This window comes from Leisingera sp. ABM4_103 (assembly GCF_056158685.1).
The window spans coordinates 69,685-83,776 of the sequence record NZ_JBSWTU010000005.1 but is presented as its reverse complement, the minus strand read 5'-3'; the positions used below and the strand labels follow the sequence as shown (position 1 = coordinate 83,776).

The 14,092-nt window shown below is 66.5% G+C and carries 11 protein-coding genes; 9 read left to right on the top strand and 2 right to left on the bottom strand.

Going from position 1 to position 14,092, the window contains the following annotated elements; all coding sequences use genetic code 11:
- Position 1: 1 nt before the first annotated feature.
- Genes rsmH through mraY form a run of 6 tightly spaced genes read left to right on the top strand, consistent with a single transcriptional unit; the run spans position 2 to position 7,128 of the window.
- Entirely contained in the window at positions 2 to 994 is a 993-nt protein-coding gene (gene rsmH, locus ACXAED_RS02020; RefSeq protein WP_475046511.1) for a 16S rRNA (cytosine(1402)-N(4))-methyltransferase RsmH, read from the top strand.
- On the top strand, positions 991 to 1,341 hold the full coding sequence (gene ftsL, locus ACXAED_RS02015) for a cell division protein FtsL (RefSeq protein WP_475046509.1): 351 nt from the start codon (positions 991 to 993) through the stop codon (positions 1,339 to 1,341). Before rsmH ends, ftsL begins: the two co-directional genes overlap by 4 nt.
- Positions 1,338 to 3,122 carry a peptidoglycan D,D-transpeptidase FtsI family protein gene (locus tag ACXAED_RS02010; protein ID WP_475046507.1) on the top strand — a complete coding sequence of 595 codons (1,785 nt, stop codon included), beginning with the start codon at positions 1,338 to 1,340 and terminating at the stop codon, positions 3,120 to 3,122. The genes ftsL and ACXAED_RS02010 overlap by 4 nt, the downstream gene beginning before the upstream one ends.
- Before the next feature lie 17 nt (positions 3,123 to 3,139).
- On the top strand, positions 3,140 to 4,627 hold the full coding sequence (locus ACXAED_RS02005; protein WP_475046505.1) for a UDP-N-acetylmuramoyl-L-alanyl-D-glutamate--2,6-diaminopimelate ligase: 1,488 nt from the start codon (positions 3,140 to 3,142) through the stop codon (positions 4,625 to 4,627).
- A complete protein-coding gene (locus ACXAED_RS02000; protein ID WP_475046503.1) occupies positions 4,624 to 6,024 on the top strand; it encodes a UDP-N-acetylmuramoyl-tripeptide--D-alanyl-D-alanine ligase in 1,401 nt (466 codons plus the stop codon). Before ACXAED_RS02005 ends, ACXAED_RS02000 begins: the two co-directional genes overlap by 4 nt.
- A 21-nt stretch (positions 6,025 to 6,045) precedes the next feature.
- Positions 6,046 to 7,128, top strand: coding sequence for a phospho-N-acetylmuramoyl-pentapeptide-transferase (gene mraY, locus ACXAED_RS01995; protein WP_475046501.1), 1,083 nt, complete (start codon positions 6,046 to 6,048; stop codon positions 7,126 to 7,128).
- Between the two features lie 599 nt (positions 7,129 to 7,727).
- Here the strand turns inward: mraY and ACXAED_RS01990 are convergent.
- Positions 7,728 to 8,642, bottom strand: coding sequence for a glutaminase (locus tag ACXAED_RS01990; protein ID WP_475046500.1), 915 nt, complete (start codon positions 8,640 to 8,642; stop codon positions 7,728 to 7,730).
- Positions 8,643 to 8,771: 129 nt separating this feature from the next.
- On the opposite strand from ACXAED_RS01990, the gene murD reads away from it, so the two are divergent.
- Complete coding sequence (gene murD, locus ACXAED_RS01985; protein ID WP_475046498.1) at positions 8,772 to 10,169, top strand: UDP-N-acetylmuramoyl-L-alanine--D-glutamate ligase; 1,398 nt, start codon at positions 8,772 to 8,774, stop codon at positions 10,167 to 10,169.
- A 217-nt stretch (positions 10,170 to 10,386) separates the two neighbouring features.
- Here murD and ACXAED_RS01980 read toward each other — a convergent pair whose 3' ends face one another.
- Positions 10,387 to 11,568, bottom strand: a complete 1,182-nt coding sequence (locus ACXAED_RS01980) for a BaiN/RdsA family NAD(P)/FAD-dependent oxidoreductase (protein WP_475046496.1) — start codon at positions 11,566 to 11,568, stop codon at positions 10,387 to 10,389.
- Between the two features lie 235 nt (positions 11,569 to 11,803).
- On the opposite strand from ACXAED_RS01980, the gene ftsW reads away from it, so the two are divergent.
- Together ftsW and ACXAED_RS01970 are read left to right on the top strand one after the other, a co-directional pair.
- The gene (gene ftsW, locus ACXAED_RS01975) at positions 11,804 to 12,970 is read left to right on the top strand and encodes a putative lipid II flippase FtsW (RefSeq protein ID WP_475046494.1); all 1,167 of its coding nucleotides are present in this window, start codon (positions 11,804 to 11,806) and stop codon (positions 12,968 to 12,970) included.
- 28 nt (positions 12,971 to 12,998) lie between these two features.
- The gene (locus ACXAED_RS01970) at positions 12,999 to 14,090 is read left to right on the top strand and encodes a UDP-N-acetylglucosamine--N-acetylmuramyl-(pentapeptide) pyrophosphoryl-undecaprenol N-acetylglucosamine transferase (RefSeq protein WP_475046492.1); all 1,092 of its coding nucleotides are present in this window, start codon (positions 12,999 to 13,001) and stop codon (positions 14,088 to 14,090) included.
- The last annotated feature ends 2 nt before the right edge of the window (positions 14,091 to 14,092 follow it).

Genomic DNA, 14,092 nt, shown 5'->3' with positions numbered 1-14,092 from the left:
CATGACCCAGGACCAGAACGCTGCCAATGGTCCCCACATCCCCGTTCTTCTGCGGCCGCTCCTGCAGGCGGTTGCCCCTGTCACCGGCCGCTGGCTGGATGGCACCTTCGGTGCCGGCGGCTATACCCGGGGCCTGCTGGAAGCCGGGGCGGAGCAGGTGATCGGCGTTGACCGCGACCCGCTGGCCTTTGAGCTCGCAAAACCCTGGGCCGGGGAGTACGGCGACCGCCTCATCCTGCAGCAGGGCGTGTTTTCCCGCATGGATGAATATGCCCAGGACCTCGACGGCGTTGTGCTGGACCTCGGCGTCTCCTCCATGCAGCTGGACCTGGCCGAACGCGGCTTCTCCTTCATGAAGGACGGCCCGCTGGACATGCGGATGTCGCAGTCCGGCCCCTCCGCCGCCGACCTGATCGCGGAACTGACCGAGGCGCAGATCGCCGACATCCTGTTCCACTACGGCGAGGAACGCGCCAGCCGCCGCATCGCCAAGGCGATCGTCCGCGAGCGGGAGATCGAACCGATCACCACCACCCTGCGCCTTGCGGGCATCATCGAGAGCTGCCTGCCGCGCCCCAAGCCCGGCCAGTCGCACCCTGCGACCCGCAGCTTCCAGGGCCTGCGCATCGCGGTGAACGCCGAATATGACGAGCTGTTCGAGGGCCTCCTGGCCGCCGAGCGGGCGCTGAAACCCGGCGGGCTGCTGGCGGTCGTCACCTTCCACTCGGTCGAGGACCGGATGGTCAAACGTTTCTTCCAGCACCGCGCCGGCAAGACCGGCCGCGCCAACCGCTATGCGCCGGAGCAGGAGGAAACCCCCGCCCAGTTCGAACTGGTCACCCGCAAGGCCGTGGGCCCGGACGATCAGGAACTGGCCGAAAACCCGCGCGCCCGTTCCGCCCGCCTGCGGGTGGGGCGCCGGACGGAGGCCGCGCCGGGGCCGATCTCGGCCAAGGAGCTTGGAATGCCGCAGCTGAAAGAGACGCGTAAATGAAGACCCTGCTGTATGCCGCAACTTGTCTGGCTGTCTTTGGCCTTGCCTTTTGGGCCTACCGCGAAAACTACGCCACCCAGCAGGTGCTGAAGGAAACCCGGGCGCTGCAGCAGCAGATCGGCGCGGCGCAGGTCCGGCTCAGCGTGCTGCGCGCCGAATGGGCCTATCTCAACCGCCCGCAGCGGCTGCGCGATCTGGCGGATATCAACTTCGACCGCCTCGGCCTTCTGCCGCTGCGCCCTGATCAGTTCGGGCGGGTGGATGAGGTCTCCTACCCGGCACCGCCGGAGCTGGAGATCACCAACGAGGTTGAAGTCTCCGGCCTGAACCTGAGGACGCAGCCATGATCCGCACACCGCTCCGCCCGCTGGCCCGCATCCTTCATGCCCGCGCGACCGGTGAAAACCCGGATGCGATCGAACGCGAAAACCTCAGCCTGCGCCATCAGGAAATGCAGGTGCAGTCCCGGCAGCGCGCCGAGGGGCGGCTTTTGGTTCTTGGGCTGTTCTTTGTCTGCGCCTTCGGGGCGATCATTGCCCGCATGGCCACGACAGCGGTCTCCGAACCGGCAGAGCCCGTCGCCAGCGTTCCCGGCAGCGCCATCGCCATGCAGCGCGCCGACATTGTCGACCGCAAGGGCCGCCTGCTGGCTACCAACTTTGAAACCCATTCGCTTTATGCCCAGCCGCCGCAGATGATCGACCCCATCGGTGCGGCGGAAAAGCTGGTGGAGATTTTCCCCGACCTTGACCGCGAGCGGCTGATCAAGGATTTCACCGGTAAGCGCAAGTTCCTGTGGGTAAAGAAGAAAATCAGCCCTGAGCAGCTTCAGGCGGTGCATGATATCGGCGATCCCGGCCTGATGTTCGGCCCGCGCGAAATGCGGCTGTATCCCAACGGCAGCCTGGCCGCCCACGTGCTGGGCGGCGCAGGTTTCGGCAAGGAAGGCGTGAACGCGGCTGAGGTGATCGGCGTGGCCGGTGTCGAGCGCCAGTTCGACGACTACCTGCGCGACCCGGCCAACGGCGGCAAGCCGCTGCAGCTGTCGCTGGACCTGACGGTGCAGGCGGCGGCTGAGCAGGTGCTTTATGGCGGCATGAAGCTGATGAACGCCAAGGGGGCCACTTCGATCCTGATGGACGCCCAAACGGGCGAGGTGATCTCTGTGGTTTCCTTCCCGGACTTCGATCCGAACGACCGGCCGCGCCCGCCTGCCTCCGGCTTTGACCCCTCGGTCAGCCCGCTGTTCAACCGCGCGGTCCAGGGCGTGTATGAGCTTGGCTCCACCTTCAAGATTTTCACCGCCGCGCAGGCGATGGATCTGGGTCTGGTCGGCGCCGACACCGTGATCGACACCCGCGGGCCGCTGCGCTGGGGCCGTTTTGCGATCCGTGATTTCCGCAACTACGGCAACGAGATGTCGGTGACCAAGATCATCGTCAAATCCTCCAACATCGGCACCGCACGGCTGGCGCAGCAGATCGGGGTGGAGCGTCAGAAAAGCTTCCTCGACACGCTGGGGATGCTGGAGCCGACGCCGTTTGAAATCTCCGAGGCTGCTGGCGGCAAGCCGCTCTTGCCCGCCAACTGGTCGGAGCTGTCGGCGATGACCATTTCCTACGGCCACGGCATTTCCACCACGCCGATGCATCTGGCCGCGGGCTATGCCGCGGTGGCCAACGGCGGCCGCTACGTGGCGCCGACGATTCTGAAGCAGAACGGCCCGCAGCTGGGCGAACGGGTGATGAGCGAGGCCTCCGCCGCCGCCGCGCGCAAGATGCTGCGCAAGGTGGTCAGCGAAGGCACCGCATCTTTTGCCGAGGTCGAGGGCTATCAGGTGGGCGGCAAGACCGGCACCGCCGACAAGCCCAAGCCCCGCGGCGGCTATTATGATGACAAGGTGATTGCCACTTTTGCCTCTATTTTCCCGGCACATGACCCGAAATACGTGCTGATCGTGACGCTGGACGAACCGTCTATTATTGCCCACGGCGAGGAGCGACGCACAGCAGGCTGGACCGCCACCCCGGTGGCGGCTGAGATGATCGGCCGTGTCGCGCCGCTCTTGGGCCTGCGTCCGCAAGTTGAACCCGCAGAGGTGACTGGTATAACCCTGACCTCGAACTAATCCAGGTGAGGGCCGCCATGAGCAGCAGCAGACCAGACCAGCCCCTGAGCCAATTGGGGCTGACCGCCCGCGGCGGCGCCGACCCGCAGATCAGCGGCCTGGCGGTGGACAGCCGCGAGGTGCGCGAGGGGTATCTTTTCGCGGCACTTCCGGGCAGCCAGGTGCATGGCGCAAAATTCATCCCCGGCGCGCTGGAGAAGGGCGCCTCTGCCATCCTGACCGATGCTGCCGGGGCAGAGATTGCCGCCAAGGTGCTGGATGAAAGCCACGCCGCGCTGGTTGTGGTCGAGGACCCGCGCCAAACTCTGGCCTATGCCGCCGCGCTGTGGTTCGGCGGCCAGCCGCAGACCGTGGTCGCGGTGACCGGCACCAATGGCAAGACCTCGGTCGCGACCTTCGTGCGCCAGATCTGGATGGAACTGGGCCATCAGGCCGTCAACATGGGCACCACTGGCATCGAGGGCGCCTGGAGCTACCCGCTGGCCCATACCACGCCAGAACCCATCACCCTGCACCGTGCATTGGCTGAGGCTTCCGCGGCAGGCGTCACCCATGCGGCGATGGAGGCCTCCTCGCACGGGCTCGACCAGCGGCGCCTGGACGGTGTGCAGCTGGCGGCCGCCGGTTTCACCAATTTCACCCAGGACCACCTCGACTATCACGAGACGTTTGAGGCCTATTTTGCCGCCAAGGCCGGGCTGTTCCGCCGGGTCCTGCCGGAGGAGGGCGTCGCCGTCATCAACATGAACGACCCCCGGGGGCCGGAGATGCGCGCGGTCGCCGCCGCCCGTGGGCAGGAGGTGATCAGCGTCGGGCGCGGCCTGGGCGACCTCAGCCTGTTGGGCCTGCGCTATGACGGCACCGGCCAGGACATGCGCTTTGCCTGGCATGACAAGCCCTATCAGGTGCGGCTGAACCTCATTGGCGGCTTCCAGGCGGAGAACGTGCTGCTGGCCTGCGGGCTGGTGATCGCCGGCGGCGAGGATCCGGAGCGGGTGTTTGAGACCCTGCCGCATCTCACCACCGTGCGCGGCCGGATGCAGCTGGCGGCGGAGCGGGACAACGGCTCGGCGGTGTTTGTCGATTACGCCCATACGCCGGACGCGGTGGCCAGCGCCATCAAGGCGCTGCGCCCGCATGTGCTGGGCCGGCTGATTGCCATCGTCGGCGCGGGCGGCGACCGCGACACCACCAAGCGGCCCCTTATGGGGCAGGCGGCGCATGAGAACGCCGATGTGGTGATCGTCACCGACGACAACCCGCGCAGCGAGGATCCGGCCGTTATCCGTGCTGCGGTCAAGGGCGGCGCGCCCGATTGCATCGAGATCGGCGACCGCGCCGAGGCGATCCTGCGCGGCGCGGACATGCTGCAGGCGGGCGACGCGCTGATCATCTGCGGCAAGGGGCATGAGACCGGCCAGACGGTGGGCGACACGGTGCTGCCCTTTGATGATGTGGAGCAGGCCAGCATTGCCGTGGCCGCCCTCGACGGGAGGATCGCATGACCCTTTGGACCGCATCCGAGGCCGCCGCAGCCACCGGCGGGCAGGCGCAGGGCGATTGGACTGTCTCCGGCCTGTCGATCGATACCCGCACCATTCAACCCGGCGATATGTTCGTGGCGCTGAAGGCCGCCCGTGACGGCCATGACTTCGTGGCGCAGGCGCTGGAGAAGGGCGCCGGTGCGGCGCTGGTCTCCCGCGTGCCCGACGGGCTGCCGGAAGACGCGCCGCTGCTGATCGTGGACGACGTGCAGGCGGGGCTGGAGGCTTTGGGCAAGGCGTCGCGCGCGCGGACGCAGGCCAAGGTCGTTGCCGTTACCGGCTCGGTCGGCAAGACCTCGACCAAGGAGATGCTGGCGCGGATGCTATCCGATCAGGGCCGCACCCATGCCGCGGTGGCCAGCTACAACAACCATTGGGGCGTGCCGCTGACGCTGGCGCGGATGCCGCGCGACACCGAATTTGCGGTGATCGAGATCGGCATGAACCATCCCGGCGAAATTGCGCCCCTGGCGAAACAGGCGCGCCCGCATGTGGCGATGGTGACCACCGTGGCCGCTGTGCATCTGGAGGCGTTTGAAAACGTCGAAGGCATCGCCCGCGAGAAGGCCGCGATAATGGAGGGGCTGGAACCCGGCGGCGTGGCGGTGCTGAACGCCGATATTCCCGAGGCCCATGTGCTGCGGGATGTGGCGGCGGAGCTGGGAGCAACTGCCCGCTGGTTCGGGGAACGCGCAGAAGACTACAAACTTCACTCCGCCGGGATCGAAGGCGAAGAGACCGTCGCCCGCGCCACCGCCAATGGCCGCGACGTTGAGCTGCATATCCAATCGCTTGGCGCCCATTTCGCGATGAACGCCCTGGGCGCGCTGGCTTGTGTTGAGGCGCTGGGGGCCGACCCGGTTAAAGCCGTCGAAAGCCTCGCCCTTTGGTCGCCGGTCAAGGGCCGCGGCGTGCGGGAGGTGATCCGGCTGGACAGCGGCACCATCACCCTCCTGGACGACAGCTACAACGCCAACCCGACCTCGATGGCGGCGGCGCTGGCGGTGCTGGCGGCGACACCGGGCGAGGGGCGCAGGATCGCCTATGTGGGCGACATGAAGGAACTTGGCCCGCAGGAGGCCGAACTGCACGCCGGGCTGGCGGATCTGGACGCGGTTCAGGGCATCGACAAGATCCACTGCATCGGCCCGCTGATGCAGGCTCTGCACGGCGCACTGCCAGAGGGCAAGCGCGGCGGCTGGTATGGGACCAGTGCGGAGGCGGTGCCCGGGCTGGCAGGCGAAATCCAAGGCGGCGATATCGTGCTGGCCAAGGGCTCTTTGAGCATGGCATTGGCCAAGATCGTTGACGGCATCCGCGAAATGGGTCACTCCGGCCCCAACTCAGAAAACGCGTAAAAGAACGAGGGAAGGGCCAGGATGCTCTATTGGCTGACCGCTTTGTCGGACGGGGGGGATTTCTACAACCTGTTCCGCTATATCACATTCCGCGCAGGCGGCGCCTTTCTGACCGCGCTGATCTTCGGCTTCTTGTTCGGCAAGCCGCTGATCAACGTGCTGCGCAAGCGCCAGGGCAAGGGCCAGCCGATCCGCGACGACGGGCCTGAGGGGCATTTCTCCAAGGCGGGCACCCCGACCATGGGCGGCCTGTTGATCGTTGGCGCGCTGCTGACTGCGACGCTGATGTGGGCGCGGTGGGATAACCCCTTTGTCTGGCTGGTTCTTTTTGTGACCATGGCCTATGGCCTCATCGGCTTTGCCGACGATTACGCCAAGGTCTCCAAGCAGAACACCAAGGGGGTGCCGGGCAAGGTGCGGCTGCTGCTGGGCGTGCTGATCGCTGTAACAGCCTCGCTGTGGGCTGCGGCCTATCACCCGGAGCCGCTGCAGCACCAGCTGGCGCTGCCGGTGTTCAAGGACACGCTGATCAATCTCGGGATCTTCTATGTGCCGTTTTCGATCTGCGTCATTGTCGGCGCCGCCAATGCGGTGAACCTGACCGATGGTCTGGACGGGCTGGCGATCATGCCGTCGATGATTGCGGCCGGCACGCTGGGCGTCATTGCCTATGCGGTGGGGCGGGTCGACTTTACCGAGTATCTGGACGTGCATTACGTGCCGGGCACCGGTGAGATCCTGATCTTCACCGCGGCGCTGTTCGGCGCGGGCCTCGGCTTCCTGTGGTACAACGCGCCGCCTGCGGCGGTGTTCATGGGCGACACCGGATCGCTGGCCCTGGGCGGTGCCCTGGGGGCCATCGCGGTGGCCACCAAGCACGAGCTGGTGCTGGCCATCGTCGGGGGCCTGTTCGTGGTTGAGGCGCTGTCGGTGATCATTCAGGTGCTCTACTTCAAGCGCACCGGGCGGCGGGTGTTCCTGATGGCGCCGATCCATCACCACTACGAGAAGAAGGGCTGGGCGGAGCCGACCATCGTGATCCGCTTCTGGATCATCTCGCTGATCCTGGCGATGATCGGGCTGGCGACGCTGAAGGTGCGTTAAGGCCGCGCAGTGGTGGGCGGAATCGCCCACCCTACGGCTCTTGGCCGCCGCGCTGTTTCTTTGGCGGGGCGGTTTGAACTCTCTGATCTCTGGAACCGCTCAGGGCTGAGGCTGCGGGCGGTTTAACTTTTTAGAAGAAGGCGGCGCCGCCGGAGGGGCGGAGCATCGGATGGCCCTTGCCACGGGGCCATGTCCGTCTATCGGCCTGTGCGGACCCGCCCTGCACCCAATGAGGAGGTGGTCTGAGGGGGCCGGTCTCCTGGTCTTCTCGTTGCAACGGTTCGAACGTAGCGCAGGCGAGTGAAGGTCCGGTGAGGGCACCGGTCGCTGGCTGCGCAACACCTGCTGCAAGACACCCGTCCGGCGGCACGCCGGGCAGCGCCCGGACCGACCCCACGGGGAGGGCGCTTCACGCCCACCCCTCGGCCCGGGCGCCGCCCTAGGTGGCGAGCACATGGTTTTCATTTCTGTGAGGTTTGATTGCGCCCGGTTCAATTGAGGCCTTAGGCCGGATTGAAATGTAAGGTGTCAAGGGCGTTTTTGGCGCATTCCCGCCGCCGCTCTGTACAGGCTGCGCCGGGGTGCCCGGTGCAACCGGTTCAGAACACCGACCAGTCCATCTCCCGCGCCAACCGCTCCATCGCTTCGGTGCCGAGTTTGGAATTGCCGTTGTGGTCCAGGCCCGGGGACCACACCGCAACGCTGGCCTTGCCCGGCACAATCGCCAGGATGCCGCCGCCGACACCGCTTTTGGCGGGCAAGCCGACGCGGTAGGCAAACTCGCCCGACCCGTCGTAATGGCCGCAGGTGAGCATCAGCGCATTCAGGCGCCGGACCCGGCCCTGCGACACCAGGCTTGGCCCCTTGTCGGCGCCGATCAGGAAGCGCCCGGCCTTGGCCAGCTGCACCGTCGTCATCTCGGTGGCGCATTGGTGGAAATAGGTGCCGAGCGTCTTCTCCGGCGTGTTCTTGAGGTTGCCGAAGGAGGCGAGGAAATTGGCATGGGCAAAGTTGCGGTGGCCGTGGCGGGTTTCCGAGCTGGCGACCGCCTTGTTGATGTGGATGTCCTCATCGCCTGCCGCAGCGCGGATGAAGCCGAGGATCTCCGCCAGCGCTTCCCGGGGCTCGCGGCCTGCCAGCAGCTCATCCGTGGTGACGATGGCGCCGGCGTTGACGAATGGGTTGCGGGGGCGGCCGCGCTCATGCTCCAGCTGGACGATGGAGTTGAAGGCGGTGCCCGAGGGCTCGCGCCCGACCCGGTTCCACAGCTGGTCGCCTGCGCGCCCCAGCGCGATGGCGAGGGTGAACACCTTGGTGATGCTTTGCGCGGAAAACCGGGTTTGCGCATCGCCCGCGTGAAACAGCTTGCCGCCGGCGGTGGCCACCGCGATGGCGAACTGGTCCGGGTCCACCTGGCCGAGTTCGGGGATGTAGCTGGCGACTTCGCCGCGGTCGGCGCGGCCGTGCATGTCTGCGCTGATCCGGTCGAGCAAGGTTTGAATTTCCGGTGCCAAGCGTCACTCCTTCCTCTGTCCTGAGAGGGAACTTCGGGTATGGGCGGGGGCTTGTCAATCTGACAGCACTGGCAAAGCCCGGATGGATCGGGTAGCGGTTTCAGCACCAATTTCGAGGGAGTGCAGGCGATGATCCCGGTCAAAGGATATGAGGGCGCGAAACTGGCGGTTCTGGGGCTGGGCCGGTCCGGTCTGGCCACTGCGCGGGCGTTGCGGGCAGGCGGGGCAGAGGCCCTGTGCTGGGACGACAACCCGGCAGCGCGGGAGGCGGCGGAGGCGGAAGGCTTCACCTGCCGCGACCTGCACAAACCGGGCGCCTTTGACGATGTGGCGGCGCTGATCACCTCACCCGGCATTCCGCATCTGTATCCCAAGCCGAACCCGGTGACCCGTGCGGCGATGGAGGCCGGGGTGCCGGTGGACAATGACATCGGGTTATTCTTCCGCTCCTTTGCCGATGCGGAATGGCAGATGCACGACCAGCCGCCGCGGGTGGTGGCGGTCACCGGCTCCAACGGCAAATCGACCACGGTGGCGCTGTTGCACCACATCCTGCAGGAGGCGGGCCGCGAGAGCCAGCTGGCGGGCAACATCGGCCGCGGCGTGCTGGACATCGACCCGCCGGGCGAGGGCGGCGTGGTGGTGCTGGAGCTGTCGAGCTATCAGACCGAACTTGCCCGCGCGCTGACCCCGGATGTGGCGGTCTTCACCAACCTGTCGCCCGACCACCTGGACCGGCACGGCGGCATGGGCGGCTATTTCGCCGCCAAGCGCCGCCTGTTCGCCGAGGGCGGGCCGGACCGGGCCGTCGTCGGCATCGACGAGGACGAGGGGCTGTTTCTGGCCGGTCAGCTGTCCGAGGGGGCAAGCGACGACCGGGTGATCCGCATTTCCGCGGCGCGCAAGCTGACCGGGCCGGGCTGGCAGGTCTTTGCCCGCAAAGGGTTCCTGAGCGAGTACCGCAAGGGGCGGCAGGCGGCCTCCATCGACTTGCGCGAAATGACCGGCCTGCCGGGCGCGCACAACCATCAGAACGCTTGTGCGGCTTATGCGGCGGCGCGCACCCTGGGGCTGGCGCCGCGGCTGATCGGCGATGCGATGGCAACGTTCCCGGGCCTGCCGCACAGGAGCCAGACCATCGCAGAAGCGGCAGGCGTGCGCTATGTGAATGACAGCAAGGCCACCAACCTCGACAGCGCGGTCAAAGCCTTGAGTGCCTTCAAGAACATCCGCTGGATCTGCGGCGGGCTGGAGAAGGACGGCGGGCTGGACGCGCTGAAGGGGCAGACCGGCAATGTGGTGAAGGCCTATGTGATCGGGCGCGAGGCGGCGGGCTTTGCGCTGCAGCTGGATGTGGAGGCGGAGGTCTGCACCACCATGGCGGCGGCGGTGGCGCGGGCCATGGAAAACTCGCAGGAAGGCGACACCGTGCTGCTGGCGCCGGCCGCGGCGAGTTTCGATCAGTACGATAACTTCGAGCAGCGCGGCGATGATTTCACGGCGGAAGTGAAGACGCGGCTGGGGTGAGGAGAGCGGGGGAAGGGGCTTCAGGCTCACCTAAGCGGAAAATCCGCTTCGCACCCGCCTTCACTTGTCCTGTGACTGCCAGAGCTGCCGCGCGCGGCCAAGCGAAATAGCGGTATCCGCCTGCGGCGGAGCCTCCGCGATTTCCCTTGACCCCGCCCGTCATCCCTGGCCGCCTTGGCCCAAGCAAAGGCGGCTCCGAAGCGGAAAACCTTAAGGCTCAGCTCTTGGCGGCGATGGCGGTGCCTGCGGCGTGGCCCGACGACCAGGCCCATTGGAAGTTGTAGCCGCCGAGCCAGCCGGTCACGTCCACCGCCTCGCCGATGGCATAGAGGCCGGGGGCGGCTTTGGCTTCCATGGTTTTGGAGGAAAGGCCCTCGGTGCAGATGCCGCCCAGGGTGACTTCGGCGGTGCGGTAGCCTTCGGTGCCGGCAGGCAGCAGGCGCCAATTTTGCAGCGACTCGCACAGCGCGGTCAGGGCAGCGTCGGATTGATCCGCCAGGCGGCCCTTGAGGCCAAGCTGGGGCGCGAGGAATTCCACCAGCTTGCCGGGCAGGTGGCGGGAAAGTTCGGTGGTCAGGTCGCGGCGGCCCTCGGCCTGGCGCTGTTCACGCAACAGGCCGTAGAGCGGCGTCTCCGGGATCAGGTTCGCGGTGATCTCCTCGCCTTCGCGCCAGTAGGAGGAGAGCTGCAGCACCGAGGGTCCTGAGAGGCCGCGGTGGGTGAACAGCAGCGCCTCGTCGAAGGACGTGCGCTCGTTCGACAGCCGCGCGGGCAGGGAGACGCCGGCCAGCGGTTGGAAGCGCCCGTCCGGGAAGGTGAAGGGGACCAGCGCGGGGCGGGTGTCTGTGATCTCCAGCCCGAACTGGCGGGCGAGGTCGTAGGCAAGCCCGGTGGCGCCCATCTTGGGGATCGACTTGCCGCCGGTGGCCAGCACCAGGTTGCGGCAGGTGACGGTCTGCGCCTTGCCCTCGCGCAGCAGTTTGACGCGGTAGCCGTCCGCGGTCCGCTCCACGTTCTCTACCGACGTGTGCAGCCAAAGATCTGCGCCGGCCTGCCGCATCTCGTCCACCAGCATCGTGATGATCTGTTTGGAGGAGCCGTCGCAGAACAGCTGCCCCAGGGTTTTCTCGTGCCAGGCGATGCCGTGGCGGCTGACCAGTTCGATGAAATCCCACTGGGTGTAGCGGGCGAGTGCGGATTTGCAGAAATGCGGATTGGCGGAAAGGTAGTTCTTCGCCTCTGCATACATGTTGGTGAAGTTGCAGCGGCCGCCGCCGGAAATGCGGATTTTCTCGCCCGGCGCTTTGGCGTGGTCGATCACCAGGCTGCTGCCGCCGGCATGAGCCGCGCACATCATGCCAGCCGCGCCGGCGCCGAGAATCAGAGTGTTCATCTGCATGGCGGGCATCGACCACGGAACCGGCGCCGGCGCAAGGGGGAGGCCGGGCGGCGGGCTTTTGCGGATTGCTGCCGGCTGCCGGGCAACTTCCTGCCTGTCAAGACGGGCCCGCGGCGGGGTGGTGGGATTCCGCCGAAGGGTGTTCTTTTTCTGGCGCCATGGCTCACGAATTGTTACAGTTTAGGTGAGACCCCGAAAAATGGGGCGGAGCGAGGCAAATAGTGGCGGTATTCCCATGACTGAGATGGTCTATGGCGCGGTTCCTGTGCGGGCAGGCGAGCCGATCCTTCCGAAATGGTGGCGGACGCTGGATAAATGGACGATGTCCTGCATCCTGATGCTGTTCGTGATCGGGCTGCTCCTGGGGCTTGCCGCCTCGGTGCCGCTGGCGGAGCGGAACGGGTTCGGCAATTTCCACTATGTGCAGCGGCAGGCGGTTTTTGGCCTGACGGCGCTGGCCGCGATGCTGATCACATCGGTGATGTCGCCGACGCTGGTGCGGCGGCTGGCGGTGGTCGGCTTTGCCGTGGCCTTTGTGGCGCTGGCGTTCCTGCCCATCTTCGGCACCGATTTCGGCAAGGGCGCGGTGCGCTGGTATTCGCTTGGCTTTGCCTCGCTGCAGCCGTCTGAGTTCCTGAAGCCCGGGTTCATTGTCGTCGCCGCCTGGATGATTGCCGCCAGCCAGCAGATCAATGGCCCGCCGGGCACGCTGATGTCCTTTGCGCTGTGCATGATGGTGGTGATGATGCTGGTTTTGCAGCCGGATTTCGGCCAGGCCAGCCTGATCCTGTTCGGCTGGGGAGTGATGTATTTCGTCGCCGGCGCGCCGATGCTGCTTCTGGTCTGCATGGCCGCCGTTGTCGTGCTGGGCGGTGTCTTTGCCTATAACAGCTCAGAACACTTTGCCCGCCGCATCGACGGCTTTTTGAATCCCGATGTCGATCCGACCACCCAGCTGGGCTATGCCACCAACGCGATCCGCGAGGGCGGACTGTTCGGCGTCGGCGTTGGCGAGGGCCAGGTGAAATGGTCGCTGCCGGACGCGCACACCGATTTCATCGTCGCGGTTGCGGCCGAGGAATACGGGCTGGTGCTGGTGGCGGTGCTGATCGCGCTTTATGCGCTGATCGTGGTGCGGTCGCTGTTCCGGCTGATGCGCGAGCGCGATACCTTTATCCGCCTCGCGGGCACGGGCCTCGTGTGCATGTTCGGTGTGCAGGCGATGATCAACATGGGGGTTGCGGTGCGGCTCTTGCCCGCCAAAGGCATGACTTTGCCGTTTGTCAGCTACGGCGGATCCTCGCTGATTGCCACCGGGATTGCAGTGGGTATGCTGCTGGCCTTTACCCGGACGCGCCCGCAAGGCGGGATTGCCGACTACCTGAACGGCCGCGGCCGCTGACGAGATTTGGAAAAGAGACCACCTGGGAATGGCACAGAAACTGCTTTTGATGGCTGCCGGCGGAACCGGCGGCCATATGTTTCCTGCACAGGCGCTGGCCGAGGCAATGCTGGCGCGCGGCTGGCGCGTGAAACTGTCGACCGACGCGCGCGGCGCACGCTATACCGCGGCGTTTCCGAGCGCGGTTGAGATATCGCAGGTGTCTTCGGCCACCTTTGCCCGCGGCGGGCTGCTGGCCAAGGCGCTGGTGGGGCCGAAGATTGCGGGCGGTGTTCTGTCGATGGCGATGCAAATGCGAAGCGACCGCCCCGATGCGGTGATCGGCTTTGGCGGTTACCCGTCGATCCCGGCGCTGGGCGCGGCAACGCTGTTGAAGCTGCCGCGGATGATCCACGAGCAGAACGGCGTGCTGGGGCGTGTGAACCAGATCTTTGCCACCCGCGTGGCCGGGGTGGCCTGCGGCACCTGGCCTACCTCTCTGCCCGACGGCGTGCCGCATGAGCATGTTGGCAACCCGGTGCGCAGCGCGGTGATGGAGCGGGCGGGCGCCGGCTATATCCCGCCCGGCGACTACCCGATGTCGCTATTGGTGATGGGCGGTAGCCAGGGCGCGCGCATCCTGTCCGACGTGGTGCCCGCCGCGGTGGCGGCGCTGCCGGACAATATCCGCCGGCACCTGCGCGTGTCGCATCAGGCGCGCGAAGAAGACCTGGAGCGGGTCAGCGCCTTTTATGCCAGCAATGGCATCAATGCCGATGTGCAGACATTCTTTACCGACGTGCCTGCGCGCATGTCGGAGGCGCAGCTGGTGGTCTCGCGATCGGGCGCGTCTTCGGTGGCCGATATCTCGATCATCGGGCGTCCCTCGATCCTGATCCCCTTTGCCGCCGCCGCAGGCGATCACCAGACCGCCAACGCCCGCGGGCTGGTTGACGCCAATGCCGCTGTTATGATCCCGGAAAGCGCCCTTGATATCCCGGTGCTGGCAGAGCATATGGGCGCGATTCTGAGTAACCCGCAGGCTGCCACGCAAATGGCGGCAGCCGCTTTGAGCGCCGGAGTTCCTGATGCCACCGACCGGTTGGCGGCATTGGTGGAGCAACTGGCCGAGGAAGGATGAGA